The sequence below is a fragment of the Erythrobacter rubeus genome (assembly GCF_014705715.1).
GTDB classification, from domain to species: Bacteria; Pseudomonadota; Alphaproteobacteria; order Sphingomonadales; family Sphingomonadaceae; genus Erythrobacter; species Erythrobacter rubeus.
The window spans coordinates 1,240,760-1,261,785 of the sequence record NZ_JACXLC010000001.1 but is presented as its reverse complement, the minus strand read 5'-3'; the positions used below and the strand labels follow the sequence as shown (position 1 = coordinate 1,261,785).

Annotated in this window: 19 protein-coding genes; 7 read left to right on the top strand and 12 right to left on the bottom strand. The window is 61.1% G+C overall.

What is annotated here, in order from left to right; translation table 11 throughout:
• Positions 1–44: 44 nt before the first annotated feature.
• Entirely contained in the window at positions 45–1,088 is a 1,044-nt protein-coding gene (locus IB285_RS06200) for a rod shape-determining protein (RefSeq protein ID WP_190787357.1), read from the bottom strand.
• Between the two features lie 188 nt (positions 1,089–1,276).
• On the opposite strand from IB285_RS06200, the gene mutL reads away from it, so the two are divergent.
• Entirely contained in the window at positions 1,277–3,118 is a 1,842-nt protein-coding gene (gene mutL, locus IB285_RS06195; RefSeq protein WP_190787356.1) for a DNA mismatch repair endonuclease MutL, read from the top strand.
• A gap of 111 nt (positions 3,119–3,229) precedes the next feature.
• Entirely contained in the window at positions 3,230–4,225 is a 996-nt protein-coding gene (locus IB285_RS06190) for a hypothetical protein (protein WP_190787355.1), read from the top strand.
• A 47-nt stretch (positions 4,226–4,272) separates the two neighbouring features.
• Here IB285_RS06190 and IB285_RS06185 read toward each other — a convergent pair whose 3' ends face one another.
• The 10 genes from IB285_RS06185 to IB285_RS06140 all read right to left on the bottom strand — a co-directional run bounded on the left by IB285_RS06185 (position 4,273) and on the right by IB285_RS06140 (position 11,926).
• Positions 4,273–5,079 carry a DUF1206 domain-containing protein gene (locus tag IB285_RS06185; protein ID WP_190787354.1) on the bottom strand — a complete coding sequence of 269 codons (807 nt, stop codon included), beginning with the start codon at positions 5,077–5,079 and terminating at the stop codon, positions 4,273–4,275.
• Positions 5,080–5,142: 63 nt separating this feature from the next.
• On the bottom strand, positions 5,143–6,243 hold the full coding sequence (ychF, locus tag IB285_RS06180; protein WP_190787353.1) for a redox-regulated ATPase YchF: 1,101 nt from the start codon (positions 6,241–6,243) through the stop codon (positions 5,143–5,145).
• Between the two features lie 80 nt (positions 6,244–6,323).
• The gene (locus tag IB285_RS06175; RefSeq protein ID WP_190787352.1) at positions 6,324–7,319 is read right to left on the bottom strand and encodes an SDR family oxidoreductase; all 996 of its coding nucleotides are present in this window, start codon (positions 7,317–7,319) and stop codon (positions 6,324–6,326) included.
• A 60-nt stretch (positions 7,320–7,379) separates the two neighbouring features.
• Positions 7,380–7,691, bottom strand: coding sequence for a (2Fe-2S) ferredoxin domain-containing protein (locus tag IB285_RS06170; RefSeq protein ID WP_190787351.1), 312 nt, complete (start codon positions 7,689–7,691; stop codon positions 7,380–7,382).
• Between the two features lie 50 nt (positions 7,692–7,741).
• The gene (gene pth / locus IB285_RS06165) at positions 7,742–8,311 is read right to left on the bottom strand and encodes an aminoacyl-tRNA hydrolase (RefSeq protein ID WP_190787350.1); all 570 of its coding nucleotides are present in this window, start codon (positions 8,309–8,311) and stop codon (positions 7,742–7,744) included.
• Positions 8,312–8,592: 281 nt separating this feature from the next.
• Positions 8,593–9,288, bottom strand: coding sequence for a 50S ribosomal protein L25/general stress protein Ctc (locus tag IB285_RS06160; protein ID WP_190787349.1), 696 nt, complete (start codon positions 9,286–9,288; stop codon positions 8,593–8,595).
• 113 nt (positions 9,289–9,401) lie between these two features.
• Positions 9,402–10,292, bottom strand: a complete 891-nt coding sequence (locus tag IB285_RS06155; protein WP_328705860.1) for a TraB/GumN family protein — start codon at positions 10,290–10,292, stop codon at positions 9,402–9,404.
• Positions 10,289–11,242: a TraB/GumN family protein gene (locus IB285_RS06150; protein ID WP_190787347.1), complete on the bottom strand. Its 954-nt coding sequence runs from the start codon at positions 11,240–11,242 to the stop codon at positions 10,289–10,291. The genes IB285_RS06155 and IB285_RS06150 overlap by 4 nt, the downstream gene beginning before the upstream one ends.
• 77 nt (positions 11,243–11,319) lie before the next feature.
• The gene (locus IB285_RS06145; RefSeq protein ID WP_190787346.1) at positions 11,320–11,745 is read right to left on the bottom strand and encodes a hypothetical protein; all 426 of its coding nucleotides are present in this window, start codon (positions 11,743–11,745) and stop codon (positions 11,320–11,322) included.
• A complete protein-coding gene (locus IB285_RS06140) occupies positions 11,732–11,926 on the bottom strand; it encodes a helix-turn-helix transcriptional regulator (RefSeq protein ID WP_190787345.1) in 195 nt (64 codons plus the stop codon). Before IB285_RS06140 ends, IB285_RS06145 begins: the two co-directional genes overlap by 14 nt.
• 573 nt (positions 11,927–12,499) lie before the next feature.
• On the opposite strand from IB285_RS06140, the gene IB285_RS06135 reads away from it, so the two are divergent.
• The 3 genes from IB285_RS06135 to ppdK all read left to right on the top strand — a co-directional run bounded on the left by IB285_RS06135 (position 12,500) and on the right by ppdK (position 18,610).
• A complete protein-coding gene (locus IB285_RS06135; RefSeq protein WP_190789016.1) occupies positions 12,500–13,369 on the top strand; it encodes a glycine--tRNA ligase subunit alpha in 870 nt (289 codons plus the stop codon).
• Positions 13,370–13,462: 93 nt separating this feature from the next.
• Complete coding sequence (gene glyS / locus IB285_RS06130; RefSeq protein ID WP_190787344.1) at positions 13,463–15,859, top strand: glycine--tRNA ligase subunit beta; 2,397 nt, start codon at positions 13,463–13,465, stop codon at positions 15,857–15,859.
• Positions 15,860–15,943: 84 nt separating this feature from the next.
• Complete coding sequence (ppdK, locus tag IB285_RS06125) at positions 15,944–18,610, top strand: pyruvate, phosphate dikinase (RefSeq protein ID WP_190787343.1); 2,667 nt, start codon at positions 15,944–15,946, stop codon at positions 18,608–18,610.
• Here ppdK and IB285_RS06120 read toward each other — a convergent pair.
• Entirely contained in the window at positions 18,607–19,359 is a 753-nt protein-coding gene (locus IB285_RS06120; RefSeq protein ID WP_190787342.1) for a methyltransferase, read from the bottom strand. The two genes, ppdK and IB285_RS06120, sit on opposite strands and share 4 nt — an antisense overlap.
• Positions 19,360–19,415: 56 nt before the next feature.
• Here IB285_RS06120 and IB285_RS06115 point away from each other — a divergent pair, with 56 nt between their 5' ends.
• Together IB285_RS06115 and hisI are read left to right on the top strand one after the other, a co-directional pair.
• The gene (locus tag IB285_RS06115; RefSeq protein WP_190787341.1) at positions 19,416–20,237 is read left to right on the top strand and encodes a ComF family protein; all 822 of its coding nucleotides are present in this window, start codon (positions 19,416–19,418) and stop codon (positions 20,235–20,237) included.
• 341 nt (positions 20,238–20,578) lie between these two features.
• Positions 20,579–20,983 (top strand): phosphoribosyl-AMP cyclohydrolase, encoded by a 405-nt coding sequence (hisI, locus tag IB285_RS06110; RefSeq protein ID WP_328705858.1) that lies wholly within the window; start codon positions 20,579–20,581, stop codon positions 20,981–20,983.
• The last annotated feature ends 43 nt before the right edge of the window (positions 20,984–21,026 follow it).

Here is a 21,026-nt window from a genome sequence, read left to right as displayed (position 1 = left end):
ATTTCCCTTCTTCTAGCTCACCGGGCAGGGCCGGTCGGCAGCGATTATGCGCTCATCAAGACGCCGCGATAGATCGGATCTTCCATGGCACGTCCGGTTCCAATGGCGACGCAGGTGAGCGGGTCTTCCGCAATCGATACCGGCAGACCCGTTTCCTCGCGCAGATGCTCATCGAGGCGGCGGATCAGCGCGCCGCCGCCGGTGAGCACGATGCCCTGATCGACGATATCGGCTGCGAGTTCAGGCGCGGTGTTCTCAAGTGCGATGCGCACACCTTCGACAATGGCACCGATCGGCTCGTTAAGAGCCTCGGCGACATGCGCCTGGTTGATGGTGATTTCCTTCGGCACGCCGTTCACAAGGTCGCGGCCCTTCAGTGTGATCGTTTCGCCCACGCCGTCTTCGGGCGTGACGGCGATGCCGTAATCCTTCTTGATCCGCTCGGCAGTGGAATCGCCGATCAGCAGGTTGTGGTGGCGGCGGACATACGAAACGATCGCCTCGTCCATCTTGTCGCCGCCCGTTCGGACGGAGGTGGTGTAAGCGAGGCCGCGCAGCGAAAGCACCGCAACTTCGGTTGTACCCCCGCCGATATCGACGACCATGGAACCGACCGGCTCGGTTACCGGCATGTCGGCGCCGATGGCAGCGGCCATCGGTTCGAGGATCAGGTGAACTTCCGAAGCGCCAGCATTCGAGGCCGCATCGCGGATCGCGCGCTTTTCGACCGAGGTCGAGCCCGAGGGAACGCAGATCACGATTTCGGGATAGCGGAACAGGTTACGCTTGCCATGCACCTTGCGAATGAAGTGCTTGATCATCTCCTCGGCGATTTCAATGTCGGCGATCACACCGTCGCGCAAAGGACGGATCGCTTCGATCGTGTCGGGCGTCTTGCCCATCATCATCTTGGCATCGTCGCCAACCGCCTTGACGCGCTTGATCCCGTTGATGGTCTCGATGGCGACCACGGACGGCTCATTCAGGATGATCCCCTGATCCTGAACATAGACCAGCGTGTTGGCTGTCCCGAGGTCGATCGCCATGTTCTGCGACCCGAATTTGAAGAGATTTGCGAAGAAGCTCATTATATCGTTTTTCCATGGATATCGGGCCGCTTAATCGCGATCCCCCTGCAATAAACCAAACCCCACAAGGCATGACCAGTTCCGCCTAGCGAATACGTTCATAAAACGCCAAAATAATTGTTGACGGACGCCCGAAATATGCCCGGATACCCTCGAATTTGCGGTGCATGAACGCTAGCCTGCGACAAATGCCGCAAATTCGCCGTCTTCCCGATGATCTGGTCAACCGCATCGCCGCGGGCGAGGTCGTGGAGCGCCCGGCTTCCGCGCTCAAGGAGCTTGTTGAGAATGCGATCGATGCGGGCGCGGCGCGAATCGCGATTGCGCTTACCGACGGCGGTCTCACCCGGTTCGAGGTGACCGACGATGGCTGCGGGATGAGCCGGGAGGACATGGCGCTCGCGCTCGAACGCCATGCGACCTCGAAGCTGCCCGATGGACAGATCGAGATGGTCGAGACGCTGGGCTTTCGCGGAGAGGCGCTGCCGTCGATCGCCAGCGTTGCGCGCATAACCATCGAAAGCCGAGTTCGCGGAGCCGAGGATGGGTGGCGCATGGTGCTCGACCATGGCCATCTGATCGAGGAAGGTCCGGCAGCGCTCCCACCGGGCACGCGCATTCGCGTGGAAAACCTCTTCGGCAAGGTGCCCGCGAGGCGAAAGTTCCTGCGCACGCCGAGAAGCGAATATATCGCATGTCTCGATATCGTGCGCCGCCTCGCAATGGCCCGCCCGGAGATTGCCTTCACCCTCGAAAACGGGACAGACGGTAAGACTAGAAAGGCGCTGACGACGCAGGCCGATGAGCCGCTTCCAACGCGCGTCGCTCAGATCATTGCACGCGAGCTCAAAGACAATTCGGTCGCGATCGATCTGGGCCGTGAGACAGAGCACGGGACGATGCGGCTGACCGGGATTGCGGGGCTGCCAACCTACAATCGCGGGGTTGCGGATCACCAATATCTGTTCGTGAACGGGCGCCCGGTAAAGGACCGTTTGCTGACGGGTGCGGTGCGCGGAGCCTATTCGGACATGCTCGCACGCGACAGGCATGCAGTGCTCGCCCTGTTTCTCGATCTGCCACCGCAGGATGTCGATGTGAACGTCCATCCAGCGAAGACCGAGGTGCGGTTTCGCGATGCCACGGGAGTACGCGGCTTCATCGTCTCGGGCCTTCGCCAAGCGCTCGCGACCGGTGACCGCCGCAGCGCGCAGGGACCGGACCGGGCGGTGATGGAGCGCTGGCAGCAGGAGCCTGCGCAGCCCGAACAGGCGCCCGCGCTCCGCTCGATATTCGATGGTCGCGATTGGTCTCCCGCGGATCAACGATCCCGTGTCGGCGAGCAGCGCCCCGAATGGACGCCGCAATCTGCAGAGGCGCTTCCCTCGGGAAGGGCGGAAGAGGCGGCTCCCATTTCCGAGGATGCCCAGCAATTCCCGCTTGGCATTGCGAGAGGGCAGGTCGCGAAAACCTATATCGTCGCAGAAAGCGCAGATGGATTGGTGCTCGTCGATCAACACGCGGCGCATGAGAGGCTTGTGCTTGAACGTCTGCGGGCGGCGGGCGCAGCGGAGGGCGTTACGCGGTCGCAGGCGCTGCTCGTGCCCGACGTCGTCGAAATGGATGAAGCGGACTGCGACCGGCTTGAAGACGCAGCCGAGGGGCTGGGGCGTTACGGCCTGATGATCGAGCGGTTCGGGCCCAGCGCCATGCTGGTTCGCGCGGTGCCTTCCGCCATTGCAAAAGCGGACAGCGCGAAATTGCTGCGCGATCTGGCCGATGACATCGCCAAGCATGGGAAGAATGAGGATAGCGGTTCGCTGCTGCTGGCCGAGCGGCTCGAATATGTGCTCGCGACCATGGCGTGCCACGGATCGGTGCGGGCAGGGCGGGTCTTGAGCCTGGCGGAGATGAATGCGCTGCTACGCGAAATGGAGGCCACGCCGCGCTCGGGCCAGTGCAATCATGGTAGGCCGACCTGGGTCAAGCTCGACATGGAAGATGTAGAGAAGCTGTTCGGGCGGCATTGACCGCATGGCGGGCTGGGTTCTTGCTGGTGTAGACCGCCGCAATCGACTACGCATCGAGTGCGTTTGCCGCTTGGTCAGCATGTCCGATCGCTGACCGGAATTGGAGGCCGAATGACCAGTTCTCTCCCCGCACCCTTGCTCAAAATCCTTCCCATCTTGCTGCCGCTCATCGCGATTGTCGGCGCGAGGCTGGCGACCTATTCATCATGGGCAATGGCCAATTCGGGGATCGCGGCGGCGCTCTACGCCTGGATCGTCACGGATGCTTTGCTGCTTGGTCTCATTGCAAAATCGCCGGATCGCAAACCGGAATTGTTTCAGGTTGTCGGCGTCGTTTCGCTTGCGAGCGCGGTGATTATCATCGGTGCGTCGGAGCCGCTTCGGGAAGTATATCTAGACCTGCCGCACGTGCTTGTCGCCGCTGCCGCCACTGCTGGTTTGTTTGCTCTATGGAGCAGTTTCCGGATCGTTGTAGGCTGGAGGTCGTCCGGATCGCTGGTGGCAGGCTTCGAGCAAGTCTTGCCGGAAAAGCTGGTGCATCTCGTCGTGTCCGAGTGCCGCGTACTGTGGCTGGCACTCTTCCGCTGGCGTGCACCCGTGGATGTACCTTCGGGCGCGAAGGCTTTTGCCTATCACACTTACCTCACCCCGATGATTGCTACTTTCGTAGCGCTTCAAGTGATCGAGCTTGGCGTGGTGCACCTGCTATTGATGTTGTGGAATCCAGTGGTCGCATGGATCGTATTTGGGCTGAGTATGTGGGGGCTGATCTGGACGATTGCGCTGCTGAAAAGTTTTAGGATCAACCCGGTATTAGTCGCGCCGGGCGCGGTCCGTGTTCGCAGCGGCATGATCTACGATTTCGTGGTGCCAGTTGGTTCGATTGCCGAGACCCGGTCCGCTTTTTCGAGCGGCGAGCTCGAACGCAAAGATGTTATCAATCTCGCGATCATGTCTTCGCCCAATGTCAGTTTGCGCTTTTCCGAGCCGGTCATGATCCGCACATTCACAGGCGGACAGCGGCCGATTTCGGGCGTAGCACTCCGTCTGGATGAGAGCGCCGAATTCCTGGCCGAACTGGACCGCGCCGCGAAGTTCGAGCGCTAAACTGACGCATCCGACGCCGCCAACCGGCGCCGGATGCTCTCTATTCACTATGCAGTGCGGAATTCGGGCACGCCCGCATCGCGGTCAAGCTCCGGAATGATCCTGTAGCGCGCGAGGATGAAGCTGAAGAGGCCGAACAGCAGCAGGCCGATCGCGGTCACCGTGAAGAGCCAGCCCGTGCCCGCCAGCGATGCAACCGCACCGCCAAGCGTCTTCACGTTTTCAGCGCCGCTCGACAGGAAGCCGGTCTGAAACAGCGACCAGCCGATCACCGCGTAGACGACAGCTCTCGCGGCAAAACCGGCACCGCCGAGCATCCGCGTAAAGCCAGGTGCAGAGGCGCTGATGCGGTTCATGAAATCTCCGCTGATCGCTTTCTTGGCCTGCGCCGCTGCCGCTATGAAGAACGCCAATCCGAGGATACCGATCACAACCCCGCCGAAGCTGATCGAGAGCACGCCGGCAGCCGCTTGCGAAGCGCCAGCGCTGCCCTGTCCGCCGCCCGAGCCGGTGGCGAATTGATACGCGGTCCAGGCAAGCACGAGATGCGCAATGCCGCTGCCCGCGTGCCCGATACGCTTGCCCCATCCCTTTGTATCGGAGCCGTTATTTTCGATATCGAACAGTGGTGAGGCAAAGCGGAAGAGAGCGTAGGCGGCGAGGCCGATCACCAGGATCCACAGCAGCGCGGTCCCGCCCGGCAGGTTCTCGACCGCCTTGAAGATACCGTCTGTGCCTTCGCTGATTTCGCCTGCGCTGGTGAGCGCAATGTAGCCAAGGACAGTGTACAGAACGGCCCGGCTGAAATATCCGACACGAACCAGCCAATTGAATTTCTCAGATTTGTCTACCACGTAACTTCCCCGATGAGTGTTTGAAAACTCAACGGAAAAGAAGGCCAGCGGGTTCCGAGAATATCAGACGTTGAATTTGAAGAGCATCACGTCGCCATCCTGGACGACGTATTCCTTGCCTTCCTGGCGCAATTTTCCGGCCTCTCGCGCCGGTCCTTCTCCGCCTAGGCCGACGTAATCTTCGTAGGCGATCGTTTCTGCGCGGATGAAGCCCTTTTCGAAATCGCTGTGAATCTCGCCGGCAGCCTGCGGTGCCTTTGCGCCGTCGGGGAAAGTCCACGCGCGTGATTCCTTGGGCCCTGCGGTGAAGAACGTTTTCAGCCCGAGCAATTTGTAGCCTGCGCGGATCACGCGGGCGAGGCCGCTTTCCTCAAGGCCGAGTTCTGTGAGGTATTCTGCGCGGTCTTCAATCGGCATTTCGACGAGCTCCGCTTCGATCGCGGCGGAAACGACCACTGCCTGCGCTCCCTCCGCTTCTGCCTTCGCGAAGACCTTCGCGGACAGGTCGTTGCCGTTCGCCGCATCTTCCTCGGCGACATTGCAGACATAGAGCACCGGCTTTGCGGTGAGCAGCTGCGCCTGTTCGAACAGCCGCGCTTCTTCATCGTCCTTCGGTTCGGTTAGCCGCGCGGGCTTGCCATCTTTCAGCAGGTCGAGCGCCTGACCCAGCACGCTCGCGAGCGCCTTTGCTTCCTTGTCGCCGGCATTGCCGCGCTTCTGCGCATTGGGAACACGCTTTTCGAGGCTTTCGAGATCGGCGAGCATCAGCTCGGTCTCGACCACTTCGGCATCGGCGATGGGATCGACATGGTTGGAGACGTGCTGGATGTCGTCATCTTCGAAACAGCGCAGGACATGGACGATGGCATCGACTTCACGGATATTGCCGAGGAACTGGTTGCCCAGGCCTTCGCCTGCGCTCGCGCCTTTCACCAGCCCCGCAATATCGACAAAGCCCAGCTGGGTAGCAATCACCTTCGCGCTCTTCGCAATCGCGGCAATCTTGTCGAGGCGCTCGTCCGGGACCGCGACCTGGCCGACATTCGGCTCGATCGTGCAGAACGGATAGTTCGCGGCCTGCGCAGCCTGCGTTTCGGTAAGTGCATTGAAAAGGGTGGACTTGCCCACATTGGGAAGGCCCACGATCCCGCAACGGAAACCCATGGGAAGCTCTTTCTAATCGTATGAAAGACGCGCCGATAGCGCCGCGCGCGCCGTTTGGCCAGTGTGATCCTCTGGCGCTGCTATGCGCCATGGACGGCCTTCACCCACGGACCAAACGGCGACTGTCCGAGCCAATCGACCTGTACCTCTGCCGTAAGTTCATTGATCGGCAGTTGCGGCTTGTTACCGGGATGGACTGCGCGGCGCAGCGGGCGCGTACCTGCGGGCATTGCGATTATCTCGGCGATAGCCCGCGGTACATCCATTGGATCGGCGGTGCGGCGGGTGCCGTCCTCTTCGCCCATGCGCGCAACAAGCGCGGGATAAGCGGCGGCGCGTTCTTCCGACATGCGCTGTTTTAGCTCGCTGGCGAGGCGGTTGCGATTGACCCACACCTTCGTCGGATAACCGCCAGGTTCGATCACGCATACTTCGATGCCGTGCGGAACGAGCTCGTACGCCATCGCCTCGCTCATCGCTTCGAGCGCGAACTTCGTGGGGGAGTATTGTCCGGCGGAGGGTACGATCACGCGCCCCAATTGCGACGAGATGTTGAAGATCAGTCCGCTTTTGGCTGCGCGCATGGCGGGCAGGGCAGCGCGCGCCATCCGGTGCGGGCCATATACATTGGTATCGAAGATCAGCTTGGTCGCCTGCATGTCCTGCACTTCGATCGGTCCGGCGTATCCGATCCCGGCATTGTTGATCAGGACGTCGATCGCGCCGCCCGCCAGCCTGCCGGTCTCGGCAACAGCGCTTTCGACCTGCTCATCCGACATTACGTCAATCTGCAGGACCGTCAGGTCGAGATTTTCCGCCTCGGCCAGCGCTTCAAGTTCGTCTGCCTCAGGTCGCGGGAGGTTGCGCATCGTCGCGAAAACCTTCGCGCCTTTACGCGCATAGTCCTCGGCCATGAGGCGTCCGAAGCCGGACGAACAGCCTGTTATCAGGATGCTTTTGCCGGTGAGATCGGATCCGGCCTCAATCTGATCGGGCTGGGCGATGGTCGCAGTCGCGGCGAGCGCGCCAGTTGCGGCGGCTCCGGCAAGGAGGGTGCGGCGGTTGATGGCGGTCATTCGAGTTCTCCGGCAGGGTCCGGTGACCTTAACAACCCGGCATTCGCAACGCCAGACGCCTCATGCGTCTACAGATTGCAATTGCTTCGCGAGTTCCGCGATGTCGGCGTCCTCCCGTACGATCCGCCACTGGCCCGGCGTGCGACTGTCAACCATTATCAAGCCTTTCTTCGGGCAGACATCGAGGCATCCGACTTCGACTATGCCGAGCGGCGATTTGCGTCCCTTTTTTGCGCCGAGTTCCCGCTTCAGCGCTTTCGGAAGGCTCTTGCGATCCGTGCCGAACGCGGCCCCACGCTTGGCGGCTTTCTTCCCGCATTTCTTGCACACGAGAATTGCGTGCGACCAGTTCGACCGGATTTCGGTTTTCATCGGGGCTGCAAATAGGGTGCGCACCCCCAATTGCGAGTCGTTCGCGATTGCTAATTCTGCATCCTCAATGCGACTTCGCTCATGAAACGCGGATTGTCGCCCTTCGCCAGCCATTCGGCTTCGGCTCCGATTGCACCGAGCATCTGCACCAGATCGTCCTGCTCGGCCTTTGCGTAATTTCCGAGGACGTGGCCGGTCACACGGTCCTTGTGTCCCGGATGCCCGATGCCGATGCGCACCCGGCGGAAATCCGGGCCGAGATGCTGGTCAATGGAGCGCAAACCGTTGTGGCCCGCATGGCCGCCGCCTTCCTTCACCTTCACCTTGAACGGCGCGAGATCGAGTTCGTCGTGAAAGACGGTAAGCGCGTCGGTGCCGAGTTTGTAGAACCGCAAAGCTTCGCCGACGCTGCGCCCGCTTTCGTTCATGAAGGTCGCAGGCTTCAGCAGCAGGACCTTCTCGCCACCGATCCGGCCTTCCTGAACCCAACCGGAGAATCTCTTTTGCACCGGGCCAAAGCCATGCATTTCGGCGATGACGTCGCACGCCATGAAACCGATATTGTGCCGGTGCATCGCATAACGCGGTCCCGGATTTCCTAGGCCAGTCCAGATTTGCATTTTTGTGCTTTAGCAGGCTTCGCCTGCCCCTCAAGCGCCGGGCGCAGCGCGTCCGCGCTGCTTGGCTCCGCGGCATCGGCCGCGACGCCCGGTTGGGCTTGTGACGCCTCTGGCGTCGAGCAAGTGCCAATATTTCTTGCGGCGTCGGGACATGGTCGTCTCTGCCGACTTCAAGCGCGAATGGATCTAGTCGCTCTCAAGTCTGTGCGCCCTAAACAAAAACGCCGAGCTCTTTGCAGGGCCCGGCGCTCTTGGTGATTGCGTGAAGAAATATCCGCGACTTATTCGCCGTCGGGCGCCTTTTCTTCCTGTTCCTCGGCAGCATCCGCATCGGGACCCTGTTCGGTGGCTGCAACGCCATCTGCCGGAACTTCCTCTTCGCTTTCGCCTTCTTCTTCGCTCTTCTTGAGCGCAGACGGAGCAACGAGGGTTGCGATGGTGTAATCGCGATCGGTGATCGCGCTTTCGGCACCGTCGGGCAGGTCCACTTCACTGATGTGAATGGAGTCGCCAACTTCCTTGCCCTCGACCGAGATCTCGATCTGATCGGGAATCTTGTCCGATGCGCAGATGAGGTCGAGCTCGTGACGGACCACGTTGAGCACGCCGCCCTTCTCAAGGCCGGGCGACTTCTTCTCGTCGGTGAAGACAACCGGGATCTGAACTTCGATCTTCGCGTCCTTGGACAAGCGCAGGAAATCGACGTGGGTCGGACGGTCGGTGACCGGGTGCAGGGCCACATCCTTCGGGATGGTGCGAACCTTCTTGCCGCCGACTTCGACCTGCACGATCGAGTTCATGAAGTGACCGGTGTTGAGCATCCGGACCAGCTCTTTGGCTTCCAGATGAATGGGAGTGGGTTCTTCCTTACCGCCGTAAATAACAGCGGGGACCCGACCTTCGCGGCGAAGTGCACGGGAGGCTCCCTTGCCTGCCCGTTCGCGCGCTTCGGCCGGCAGTGTAAGAGCTTCGCTCATGTTACAAGCCTTTCGAATGCATTGTTGGATATGTTTATCGGTGGCCGCCTCCAGGGATGACCATGACACCGAAGAGCGCGCCCCTACCGCTGCGGGGCGCGGTTGGCAAGGAATTACTGGCCTAGGCGGGTGACCCGATATCCGCGCTGCTGAAGCATCGTGACGAGGCTGTCTTCGCCGACCAGGTGGCCCGAGCCGACGGCGACTAGCGGACGCGCACTCTCGCGCAGATCGTCTTCGAGTTGCTCAGCCCAGCGCCGATTGCGCTGTACGATCAGAGCGTCGCGCAATTCCGGGTCAGCCATGATTCCAGTGCGGGTCGCTTCCTCGAGAATCGCAACGTCTCCCGTAAGCCATGCATTGCGCAATCGGCCGGGTCGTTCCAGCGTCTGCTCGACCTCCGCAATCACGCCTTCTAACAAGTCCCGCTGATCCGCTTCGGGTAGTTGATCGAAAATGCCGAGTTGAGCCAGAGCGCCTTCGAATTCACGCACTTCGCGGCCGGCAAATTTGCGCGTTATGACCCGGTCGACCCCGTTGGCGGGATCGCCCGTAGCAGCTACGCGGGCGAGGATCAGCGCGGCGGCCCATGTTTCGGTTGTGCTGAAATCATCGTCGGAGCGATTGGCGCGCGCCATGAGGTCGCGGAGGGCGGGGCGCAGCTCTGCCTCGACACGCTGCGTCAGGTCTGTCTGTCCGGGAGAAGTTGCCAGCTCATTGAATGTTCGGCCGATCGCCGCGCTGTCATCCAATGCTGCGATTTCGACGATCAGGTAGTCGGCTTCGTCGACAACGCGCTGGATGGTGCTGGTTTGCCAATGCACGTCATCGGGCAAGGCGTGGATTGTGCCGAGCATCCATCCCTCGACCTCGCCATCCGCGCTCGCGATTTCGAAGAGCAGAGGGTTGGCCTCCGGATGGGGTTCCTCCGGCGCTTCCGAGCAGCCGGCGACAGCCAGCATGCCCAGAAACGCCGCGAGGAGAGATCGCGAAACCGGGATCACTGCACCCGGTTTACGGTGATCCCGCGGGTGGCAAGGTAGTCCTGCACGCTGCGCTCACCGGCGAGGTGACCTGCACCAACCGCAATGAAGACGGTCCCTGGATCGTCCATGCGTGTGTCGATCCATTCGGCCCAGTTCTCGTTACGCATGTAGAGCAATTGCTCGGCAAGGTTGGGATGGGCCATCATACCCTCATTCATCAGATTGCCGAGTTCTTCGACATCGCCCTCGGCCCATTCGGTGACGAGCTGATTGAGCGTTTCGATACCGGCCATCGGATCGCCAGCGCCTTCCAGCAGGAACAGGATCTGCTGATCGACCGGCAATTCGTCGAAAATCGAAATCTGGAATTCGACCGTCTCGAGCGCCACACGCTCGGTACCTTCGGGCACGGTCGCCTCGAGAACTTTCTCAACGCCGAGATCGTCGCTGAAGCCCGACGCCTGTGTCACGATCTGCAGCAGCGCGATCGACGCGAGCCAGGGTTCCATCCCATCGAAAGCCTCTGGCGGGATGCCGACCTTGGCGAGGCCTTCTTCATAAGTCGCGCGCTGTTCATCGGTCATCAGGCTGCGCAGGGTCTGGCCATCCGTCAGCATGCCTTTTTGCCCGATCAGTTGGCCCATCGCCGCCGTCAGTTCGGGGTTCATGTCGATTTCCGTCACGAGCGAATCGGAGCTGGAGATCGCCTCCTTCACCGGACCGCTGTACCAATCGACGTCCTGCGGCAGCATGTGGACGGTGCCGAAAAGGTAGATGGTCGTGTCCTCGTCGGACACTTGCCAAAGGGCAGGGCTACCGGGTTGCTCTTCGACTGCTTCAGTGGCCTCTGCGGCATCGGCTTCTGTCTGCTCGACCGGAGCGGCGTCTGCTTCCTGAGCAAGGGCAGGGGCGCCTGCAAACAGCGCGAACGCACCGACGGTGGAGCAGAGTAATGTGTTGAATTTCATCAAGAGTCCTTTCGTTTGGAATGAATATAGATCGGGTGTTCGTGAAAGGTGAAGGGATCGAAGGGTTGGTCAGAGGATTAGCGGAACCCCAATTTTCGAAGGCAATAGGCCACGAATGTTCCCGCGATCAGCGCGCACATTACTCCGAATGCCGTGGGATAGCTGGAAAGCCCAAGATCGCCCGACAAATACCAGCCCATAAATACGATAACTGCGGTGTAAGTGCCAATAAGGTGAGCCCAGAGATTGTCCATCAAGTCCAATTCATCGACCCTGCGGAAATAATCCCAAGTGAACCAAATCAACGCAGCGCATACCATGATGGCCAGCGTGATTGGTACCCATGTCGGCAAATCTCCTGCTTTGTAGGAATCTTGAGCGTAACCGCTGATGAACCCGGCGATCGCAAAGCCGACAAAGGCCAAAGCCAGATACCGCCAAAAAGAATTGCGCCGACGGCGGAATCGCTCCTCACCGCTTTGCGCATTGTCATGCTTGGTCATCGAATATGTCCTCGATATTCATGGAGAATAAACGGGCGATCTTGAACGCCAGGGGGAGGGAAGGATCGTGCTTCCCCGTCTCGATCGCGTTCACTGCCTGACGCGAGACATCAAGGTGTCCGGCAAGCTCTGCCTGCGACCAGTCGCGTTCGGCGCGTAGGACTTTAAGGCGATTTTTCATTATGTCAGAAGCCCAGTGCGCTGGCCGTTTTGGCAAGTATATTGCCCGCGGCAAATCCGCTCATGGCTAACAGGAGATAGGCCTGCCAACGTTTCATGGAGATGGTGTCTGTGAGCTTTTCCATGTTTGTCTCGATCAGATAATGATGATTTTGATCCCGTTGTGCGGGTCAGGCGAGAAGAATGGGGTTCATTGCGCGGATAGGTGAGCTCGTTGCCGGTGATGTTCCGGCGGCGAGAGAAATGGTCACAAGCGCAACAACCAAGACGGCAGAGATAGCGGAGAGGAGGGCTTTCATCGTTGCAACACCATTGTTTGGATTTGTCAGGTTGTCCTGACTATATGTCGCGACTCGCTGACTATGTCAATATGACCTGACATTTAGTCGCACATTGACGACACGGTTCGCTGTGCTTCGTGCCGCTACGCACCCGAAATACCGGCTTCGCTGCACCGCGGCATTGACGGTGTTGGGGGCATCCGCCAAAGCCCGTCGCCATGGAATCCGAGGTTAAAACCGCCACGCACGAATCGTCTGCCGGGACGCGCGATCCGAGCCGCTCATTTCAGGACATGATCCTGACGCTGCACGATTTCTGGTCGGCAAACGGTTGCGTCATCCTGCAGCCCTATGACATGCGCATGGGGGCGGGGACGTTTCACACCGCGACGACTTTGCGTGCGCTCGGGCCGGAGTCGTGGAATGCAGCGTTCGTTCAGCCCTGCCGCCGTCCGACTGATGGGCGTTATGGCGAGAACCCGAACCGGCTGCAGCATTACTACCAATACCAGGTCATTCTGAAGCCATCGCCCGCCGACATTCAGGAGCTGTATCTCGACAGCCTGAAAGCCATTGGCGTCGATCCACTCAAGCACGATATCCGCTTCGTCGAGGACGACTGGGAAAGCCCGACGCTTGGCGCATGGGGACTGGGCTGGGAGGTCTGGTGCGACGGGATGGAAGTCACCCAGTTCACCTATTTCCAGCAGATGGGCGGCTTCGATTGCAAGCCTGTTGCGGGCGAACTGACTTACGGGCTCGAACGCCTCGCCATGTATATCCAGGGCGTCGACAATGTGTACGACCTCGATTTCAACGGCCGCGGCGTAAGCTACGGCGAGGTGTTCCTCGAAAATGAAAAGCAGATGTCGAAATGGAACTTCGAAGTCGCCGACACCGATGCGCTGTTCGATCTCTTTGCCAAGGCGGAGGCCGAGTGTCGCAACGCGCTCAATAACAATGTGCCCATCGCTGCTTACGAGCAGGCAATCGAGGCGAGCCACATCTTCAACCTGCTACAGGCGCGCGGCGTGATCAGCGTGCAGGAACGCGCCAGCTATATGGGCCGCGTGCGCGACCTCGCGCGCTCGTCCTGCGAAACCTACGCACAGCAGATGGCGCCCGAATGGGAAGCGAAGTTTCCAGGTTGGAGTTTGGTATGAGAGCTCCGATCCGCTCGTGCACTCCTGCGAAAGCAGGAGCCCAGACGCGCCATGGACTCCTGCTTTCGCAGGAGATCATCTGGGAGATAGCCCATGGCTGATTTCCTTCTTGAACTCCGCTCCGAAGAAATCCCCGCGCGGATGCAGGCTGGCGCACGCGGCGAAATGGAAAAGCTGTTCCGCCGCGAGATGGATGCCGCGGGCGTGTCCGTTGGCGACTTGACCGTATGGTCGACCCCGCGCCGTCTTGCCCTGATCGCGCGCGACCTGCCGACTGAAACCGAGGCAGTGCGCGATGAGGCCAAAGGCCCGCCGGTCGGCGCACCCGATCAGGCGGTCGACGGGTTCTGCCGCAAGAACGGCGTTTCGCGCGAGACCCTGGAAGTCCGCGAAGTAAAGGGTCGCGAAACCTATTTCGCCGTGGTCGAGAAACCGGGTCAGGCCGTCAGCGATCTGCTCGCGGCGGCGATCCCTGCGATCATTCGGGATTTCTCCTGGCCGAAATCGATGCGCTGGGGCGAAGCCTCGCTGTCGAGCGAGAGCCTGCGCTGGGTCCGCCCGCTCTCCGGCATTGTCGCGCTGCTGGATGGCGAAGTGGTCCCGTGCATCATGGACGGCCTCGCCAGCGGGCGCGAGACGATGGGGCATCGGTTCCACTCGGACGGCGCAATCACGATCGACGGCGCAGACGATTATGCCGATAAGCTGCGCGCAGCCTCGGTCATCGTCGATCACGAAGAACGCCAGAACGCGATCCGCGAGGGCGCGAAGGCAGCTGCGGAGGCGGCGGGCCTGACATTGGTCGAGGATGAGGGGCTGGTGGTCGAGAATGCCGGGCTGACCGAATGGCCCGTGCCGCTGCTCGGACGCTTTGACGAGGACTATCTCGACGTCCCGCCCGAAGTCATCCAGCTTACTGCGCGGGTGAACCAGAAGTATTTCGTGTGCGAAGAGGCCGCGAATGACGGCGACAACCGCCTCGCCAACGCCTTCCTATGCACCGCCAACATCGCCGCTGCGGATCCGGCGGTGGTGGTCGACGGCAACCGCAAGGTGCTCGCCGCGAGGCTATCTGATGCGCGGTTCTTCTGGGAGCTCGATCAGAAGACGCCGCTGGCCGAGCATGCGAAAAAGCTGGAGCGGATCACGTTCCATGAGAAGCTGGGCACGGTCGCCGACAAGGTAGAGCGCGTGGCGAAGCTGGCGCGCTGGCTTTGCCAGGAAGGGATTGTCGATGGCGACCCGGACCTCGCCGAACAAGCCGCGCGACTGTGCAAAGCCGATCTCGTCACGGAAATGGTCGGCGAGTTTCCGGAATTGCAGGGCCTGATGGGCGGCTATTACGCCGAGAAGGAAGGCCTGCCGCAAGAAGTATCGGACGCAATCCGCGATCACTACAAGCCGGTGGGGCAGGGTGACGAAGTGCCGACCGCGCTGGTGACTGTGGCGGTGTCGCTGGCGGACAAATTGGATACGCTAGTCGGCTTTTTCATCTCTGGAGAGTTTCCGACAGGCTCCAAGGACCCGTTTGCTTTGCGGAGGGCCGTCCTTGCGATCATTCGCATCAACAGTCTTGGCCTTCGATTTCGTATGCAGAAGGTGATTGCTGAAGCAATCGAACTACATCTGCCAGCCTCCGAGTACGATGTTGAAAGCGAATTTAGAGCTATCTTCGTTGAGGACGCTCGGAAGTTTCAATGGACCAACGAAGATCGCGTGAAGGCCCAGGAGATCGCTGAAAACCTGACCGGACAAATGTCTGCGACACGAGCCAATTGGTACGGAGGTCTAGCGGCATTGCCAGCATTTTTCGCTGACCGCCTCAAGGTCCAGCAACGCGAAGCTGGCGTCCGTCACGACCTTATCGACGCTGTCTTCGCGCTCGGTGGGGAGGACGATCTCGTTCGGCTACTCGCCCGCGTGAAGGCGCTTCAGGCCTTCGTCGAAACCGAAAATGGCACCAACCTCCTCGCAGGCTACAAGCGCGCTGCTAACATTCTGAAGAAGGAAGGGTGGGAATCCAGCACTTCCCGTCACCCCGGACTTGATCCGGGGTCCCGCTCTGCTTCGGACGATGAAGAAGCGGGGTCCCGGCTCAGGGGCCGGGATGACGAAAGTGCAGAAACGCTCGACGGATTGGGCGAAGAAGACCCGCTTGCCCTCGCGGGCAAGCCGGAGTTCGACGCCGCCTTTAGCGACACACAAAAGGCGTCTACCAAACCTCTTTCCTACACGCCGGAATCCGCCGAAAAGGCTCTGATCGAAGCGCTGGACGCCGCGGCACCAAAAGCTGCCTCGTCCGTTGAAAGCGAAGATTTCGAGGCTGCGATGGCCGCGCTCGCCAGTCTGCGCGCGCCCATCGATGCGTTTTTCGAAGAGGTGACGGTGAATGACCCTGACGAGGACAAGCGCGAAAACCGGCTTGCACTGCTCGCGCGGTTCCGCGATGCCGTCCACCGCGTGGCGGATTTCAGCCGGATCGAAGGGTGAATTTCCCGCCCGAAAAGAACTCCCTGGACCGTGTAACATGCGGTCCATGTCTCCCGAAACGCCCGACCCGATAGAGGCCCCGATATGAGCACCAGCGTCTACCCTTTTGGCGGAAAGGCCGCGCATGACGACCCGCGCCAAGGCGACAAGACGGTCACCGGGGGGAAGGGCGCGAACCTCGCCGAAATGGCCAGCATCGGCCTGCCGGTACCGCCGGGTTTCACCATCACGACCGAGCAGTGCCTGGCGTACCTTGCGGGCGACAAGACCTTCGATGACAGTCTGCGGGCCGCGGTGGCCTCTGCGGTCGCGCATATCGAGCAATCGGTCGGCAAGACGTTCGGCGATGCGGCGGACCCGCTGCTGGTCTCGGTCCGCTCCGGCGCGGCGATCTCGATGCCTGGCATGATGGACACGGTGCTGAACCTGGGGCTCAACGACGAGACGGTCGAAGGTCTTGCGAAGACAAGCGGCGATGCCCGCTTCGCATGGGACAGCTACCGCCGGTTCGTGCAGATGTACTCCGATGTGGTGCTCGGCGTCGATCACGGCCTGTTCGAAGAAGCGCTCGAGATCACGAAGGAAGACAACGGCTACTACGCCGATACCGAGCTGTCCGCCGAAGAGTGGCAGGCGCTGGTCGGCGAGTTCAAGTCCATCGTCGAGCGCGAGCTGGGCGAGCCGTTCCCGCAGGACCCGCAGGCGCAGCTGTGGGGCGCGATCGGGGCGGTGTTCGACAGCTGGGATACCGACCGGGCGAAGATCTACCGCCGCCTCAACGACATCCCGCACGACATGGGCACCGCGGTCAACGTGCAGGCCATGGTGTTCGGCAATATGGGCGATAGCAGCGCGACCGGCGTTGCCTTCACTCGCGATCCGGCGACCGGCGAGCGCGCCTATTACGGCGAATACCTGATCAACGCGCAGGGCGAGGACGTGGTCGCCGGCATCCGCACACCGCAATACCTGACGAAGGACGCGCGCGAGGCGGCAGGCGCGAAACCGCTCAGCATGGAAGAGGCCATGCCCGATGCCTATGGCGAGCTAGCGCGCGTGTTCGACCTGCTCGAAAGTCACTACAAGGACATGCAGGACATCGAGTTCACCGTGGAGCGCGGCAAGCTCTGGATGCTGCAGACGCGCACAGGCAAACGCACTGCCAAGGCTGCTCTCAAGATGGCGGTCGACATGGTGGGCGAGGGGTTGATCGATGAGAAAGAGGCTGTGCGCCGCGTCGATCCCATGGCTCTCGACCAACTGCTGCACCCGACGCTCGACCCGAAGGCGAAGCGCAACGTGCTGACCACGGGTCTCCCCGCATCGCCGGGCGCGGCGGCGGGCAGGATCGTGCTCGACGCCGACACGGCCGAACAATGGTCGCAGCGCGGCGACAAGGTGATCCTCGTCCGCGTCGAAACCAGTCCTGAGGATATTCACGGCATGCACGCGGCCCAGGGCATCCTGACCGCGCGCGGCGGAATGACATCGCACGCGGCTGTTGTCGCGCGCGGCATGGGCAGGCCATGCGTCTCCGGGGCGAGCGGCGTGACGATCGATCGCGAGGCGAGAACCCTGCGGATCGGCTCTCAGGAGCTCAAGGAAGGCGACGAAGTCACGCTGGATGGCGCGAATGGTCAGGTGATGCTTGGCATCGTCCCTACCGTGAAGCCGGAGCTTGCGGGCGATTTCGGTACGCTCATGACATGGGCAGACAAACTGCGCCGGATGAAAGTGCGCACCAACGCCGAAACGCCTGAAGACTGCCGCATGGCGCGCCAGTTCGGGGCGGAGGGGATCGGCCTTTGCCGCACGGAGCACATGTTCTTCGACGCGGGCCGGATCAGCGCGGTGCGGCAGATGATCCTCGCCGAGGATGAAAGCGGACGGCGCAAGGCGCTCGACATGCTGTTGCCCGAACAGCGCGCGGATTTCACCGCGATCTTTGAGGTGATGACCGGGCTACCGTGCACCATCCGCCTGCTCGATCCGCCGCTTCACGAGTTCCTGCCGACACAGGATGCGGATTTCGAGGAGTTGGCCGACGCGACCGGGCTCGGCGTCGATCACCTGAAGCGCCGCGCGGGTGAGCTTCACGAATTCAATCCGATGCTTGGCCATCGCGGCTGCCGGCTCGGGATTACCTTCCCCGAAATCTACGAAATGCAGGCGCGGGCGATCTTCGAAGCAGCGTGCGCCGTGCAAAAGGAGAGCGGCGAGGCACCGCTGCCGGAGATCATGATCCCGCTGGTCGCGACCAAGCGCGAACTCGAATTGCTGCGTGCGCTCGTCGACCGCGTCGCGGCAGAGGTGTTCGAAGAACAGGGCGAGCGGGTCGATTACCTCGTTGGCACGATGATCGAGCTACCGCGCGCTGCGCTGATGGCGGGCGAGATCGCCAATCACGGCGAGTTCTTCAGCTTCGGTACGAACGACCTGACGCAGACCACTCTGGGCGTATCGCGAGACGATTCCGCGCGTTTTCTCGCGCCCTATGTCGACAAGGGCATTTTCCCGCGCGATCCCTTCGTCAGCCTCGACATCGACGGGGTAGGTCAGCTGGTCGAAATGGCGACGGAGCGGGGCAGGGCGACACGGCCAGACATCAAGCTCGGCATTTGCGGCGAACATGGCGGCGATCCGGCGAGTATCGCGTTTTGCGAGAAGGTGGGGCTCGATTACGTCAGCGCCTCGCCCTATCGCGTGCCGATCGCGCGGCTCGCAGCGGCGCAGGCGGCGCTCAAGGATTAGCGCCAGCCTGTCAGGGTGAGGATTTCGAACGTCTCGGTGACTTTGCCATCGGCGTCGCGCATCTCATCGAAGGCCGCGCGCGCGTGCTGCCACTCCTCGCGGGTGATGGGGGGCGCGGCGCTGGCAAGCGAGCTGGTAAGCCCGTGATCGCGCAGGTCCGAGATCATGCGATCGAGCGACGAGAACCGGACCCTGATCGGATAGCTGTCCACCACCTGCCGTGCAAAACCTGCGCGTTCGAGCAGGGCGGACCCTGCGCGATTGTCGACCTGCGGATGAATGCGCGCGGCGGGTCTGTCCCCATCGGCGGCAAGCGTAAGCTTACGCAGGACAGGCACGCTGCCGGCTCCAGGGAAGGCCGCCATGAACAGCCCGCCTTCGACCAGCGAATTGCGGGCATGGATGAGTGCTCCCGGCAGGTCATTCACCATGCCAAGGCCGAGCAGATGGACGATCAGGTCATGCGCTTTAAACGGGCTGGGTCGCTCTTCATCGAATTCACCAAGCTTCGCGGTCTTAAGGGTATCGGCCGGCGATGCGAGTGCATCTGACAAGGTGGCAGTGGCAGGGCCGACCAGCAGCGGCTTCTTCGCTTCGACCCGCATGAAATCGAGGCGCTCGGCAATATCCTCCGCCATGCTGTCGATGAGGTAGTCGGCCGTGTCCTGCCCTTGCCGGCGATCCCGTGCGCGTGCCCATTTCGCGGCGGCTCGCTGGCGATTGAAGATTTGGGGTGGCGCCGTGTTCATCGCTGTGCGCACTGCCGCGCTTGCTTCGACAGTGCAAGCCGTGCGAGGCGGAACAGATGATGTTAGCCGCGCAGATTGCCGATGGATTGAGACCGGTGGTCGATCTTGTCTATCCGCCGCGCTGCCCACTTTGCGGGGATGCCGTGGCGGCGCAAGGTGGGTTGTGCGGGGAATGCTGGGGCGATCTCGAGATGCCGGGGACGCCCGCCTGCCGATTGTGTAATCGCCCTGTGGCGCAGAGCGATAGCACATGTCTGATCTGCGAAAACACTCCACCGCGCCATGCCGGCATCCACGCTGCGACTTTGTATAACGACGCTTCGAGAAAGCTGATCCTTGCCTTTAAGCATGGAGGGAAGATTTCGCTCGCCGGATTGCTCGCGCGCTTGATGGCGGCGCGGCTGCCCGAATTTGCCGGCCAGAAGCCCTTGTTGGTCCCTGTGCCATTGCGCCGCTGGAGGATTTGGCAACGCGGTTTCAACCAGGCAGCGCTGCTTGGGCGGGAGCTGGAGCGGCTCGGCAAAGGCGAACTGCTCGTCGATGCTCTGGTACGCGACAAGTGCACGCCGAGCCTTGGAGGCCTGGGACGCGGGGAGCGTGAAAAGGCGCTGTCCGGCGCGATCTCTGTGCGGAGTTCGCGGGTGAGCGACGTGGCGGACCGCGATGTGGTGCTGGTCGACGACGTGCTGACGAGCGGTGCCACAAGCGATGCGTGCGTGCGCACACTGCTGGAAGCGGGCGCACGATCGGTGCGCATTGCCTGCTTCGCACGGGTCGTTGATGGATTGGGGCTAAGCCGTAATTCGAGTAGCTCAGGCCAGAAAATCGAGCCGAAAAACATAACGCCCGAGGTCATGAAGACCTCGGGCGCCACGTGACGAAATGATGCGGAACCGCTCTTAAAGAGCTCAGAGGCCAACCCCCTAACTTCGGCCTCAGGATCCTATCCCTCATCGTTCAACCAGACCAATCCAACACCCCGCTGTTGGGCCTTGATCTGACCACCCCCTGAACCTGGCACTATGCTGCGCCGTTGTTCGGTGGAGAGCTTTTGACGGCTCGTGCGTTCTTTGTTTCATCCGTCAGCCGGATTCGGAAGATGAAAGATTTGTCACATTGGATTTTGGCTAACATCTGTTGTCATAGTGCAACAAATCGTCGCAAGTGATGACCTGTTGAGCGCCATCACGTATCGATACGGGACGAAATGAGGAGCCGAGTGACCGTGAATGCCAATTCAATTTCCAAAGTGGAGCGAGAATCCGGTTCGGTTTTTGCTCCGAAATTCGATTCGGGCGGTTTGCTGACAGCTGTAGTGGTCGATGCCGAATCGAATGAGGTGCTCGTGGTTGCATTCATGAATGCTGAAGCCTTGGCTAAAACAAGAGAGTCCGGGCGAGTGCATTTCTGGTCGCGTTCTCGCGGAGAGCTGTGGCTGAAAGGTGAAACTTCCGGCAACTACCTCAACGTCGAAGAGATCCTCGTAGATTGCGATCAGGATGCGTTGGTGATCCGAGCAAAGGCCGATGGTCCGACCTGCCATACAGGTGCGCGATCATGCTTTTATCGCAGGCTCGATCCGGAAGCCGATGATGAGCGCGCGCTTTCTCCCATCTCCCGTTAAGGTCAGGGCTTGACGTTCACGTAAAGGGAAGGTAGACCACTTC

What these genes read in the sequence shown, in the direction of transcription:
- IB285_RS06200 (WP_190787357.1), bottom strand. Translation starts at nt 1,088, where the DNA reads ATGAGCTTCTTCGCAAATCTCTTCAAATTCGGGTCGCAGAACATGGCG.
- mutL (WP_190787356.1), top strand. Translation starts at nt 1,277, where the DNA reads ATGCCGCAAATTCGCCGTCTTCCCGATGATCTGGTCAACCGCATCGCC.
- IB285_RS06190 (WP_190787355.1), top strand. Translation starts at nt 3,230, where the DNA reads ATGACCAGTTCTCTCCCCGCACCCTTGCTCAAAATCCTTCCCATCTTG.
- ychF (WP_190787353.1), bottom strand. Translation starts at nt 6,243, where the DNA reads ATGGGTTTCCGTTGCGGGATCGTGGGCCTTCCCAATGTGGGCAAGTCC.
- IB285_RS06175 (WP_190787352.1), bottom strand. Translation starts at nt 7,319, where the DNA reads ATGACCGCCATCAACCGCCGCACCCTCCTTGCCGGAGCCGCCGCAACT.
- IB285_RS06170 (WP_190787351.1), bottom strand. Translation starts at nt 7,691, where the DNA reads ATGAAAACCGAAATCCGGTCGAACTGGTCGCACGCAATTCTCGTGTGC.
- pth (WP_190787350.1), bottom strand. Translation starts at nt 8,311, where the DNA reads ATGCAAATCTGGACTGGCCTAGGAAATCCGGGACCGCGTTATGCGATG.
- IB285_RS06160 (WP_190787349.1), bottom strand. Translation starts at nt 9,288, where the DNA reads ATGAGCGAAGCTCTTACACTGCCGGCCGAAGCGCGCGAACGGGCAGGC.
- IB285_RS06150 (WP_190787347.1), bottom strand. Translation starts at nt 11,242, where the DNA reads ATGAAATTCAACACATTACTCTGCTCCACCGTCGGTGCGTTCGCGCTG.
- IB285_RS06145 (WP_190787346.1), bottom strand. Translation starts at nt 11,745, where the DNA reads ATGACCAAGCATGACAATGCGCAAAGCGGTGAGGAGCGATTCCGCCGT.
- IB285_RS06140 (WP_190787345.1), bottom strand. Translation starts at nt 11,926, where the DNA reads ATGAAAAATCGCCTTAAAGTCCTACGCGCCGAACGCGACTGGTCGCAG.
- IB285_RS06135 (WP_190789016.1), top strand. Translation starts at nt 12,500, where the DNA reads ATGATCCTGACGCTGCACGATTTCTGGTCGGCAAACGGTTGCGTCATC.
- glyS (WP_190787344.1), top strand. Translation starts at nt 13,463, where the DNA reads ATGGCTGATTTCCTTCTTGAACTCCGCTCCGAAGAAATCCCCGCGCGG.
- ppdK (WP_190787343.1), top strand. Translation starts at nt 15,944, where the DNA reads ATGAGCACCAGCGTCTACCCTTTTGGCGGAAAGGCCGCGCATGACGAC.
- IB285_RS06120 (WP_190787342.1), bottom strand. Translation starts at nt 19,359, where the DNA reads ATGAACACGGCGCCACCCCAAATCTTCAATCGCCAGCGAGCCGCCGCG.
- IB285_RS06115 (WP_190787341.1), top strand. Translation starts at nt 19,416, where the DNA reads ATGATGTTAGCCGCGCAGATTGCCGATGGATTGAGACCGGTGGTCGAT.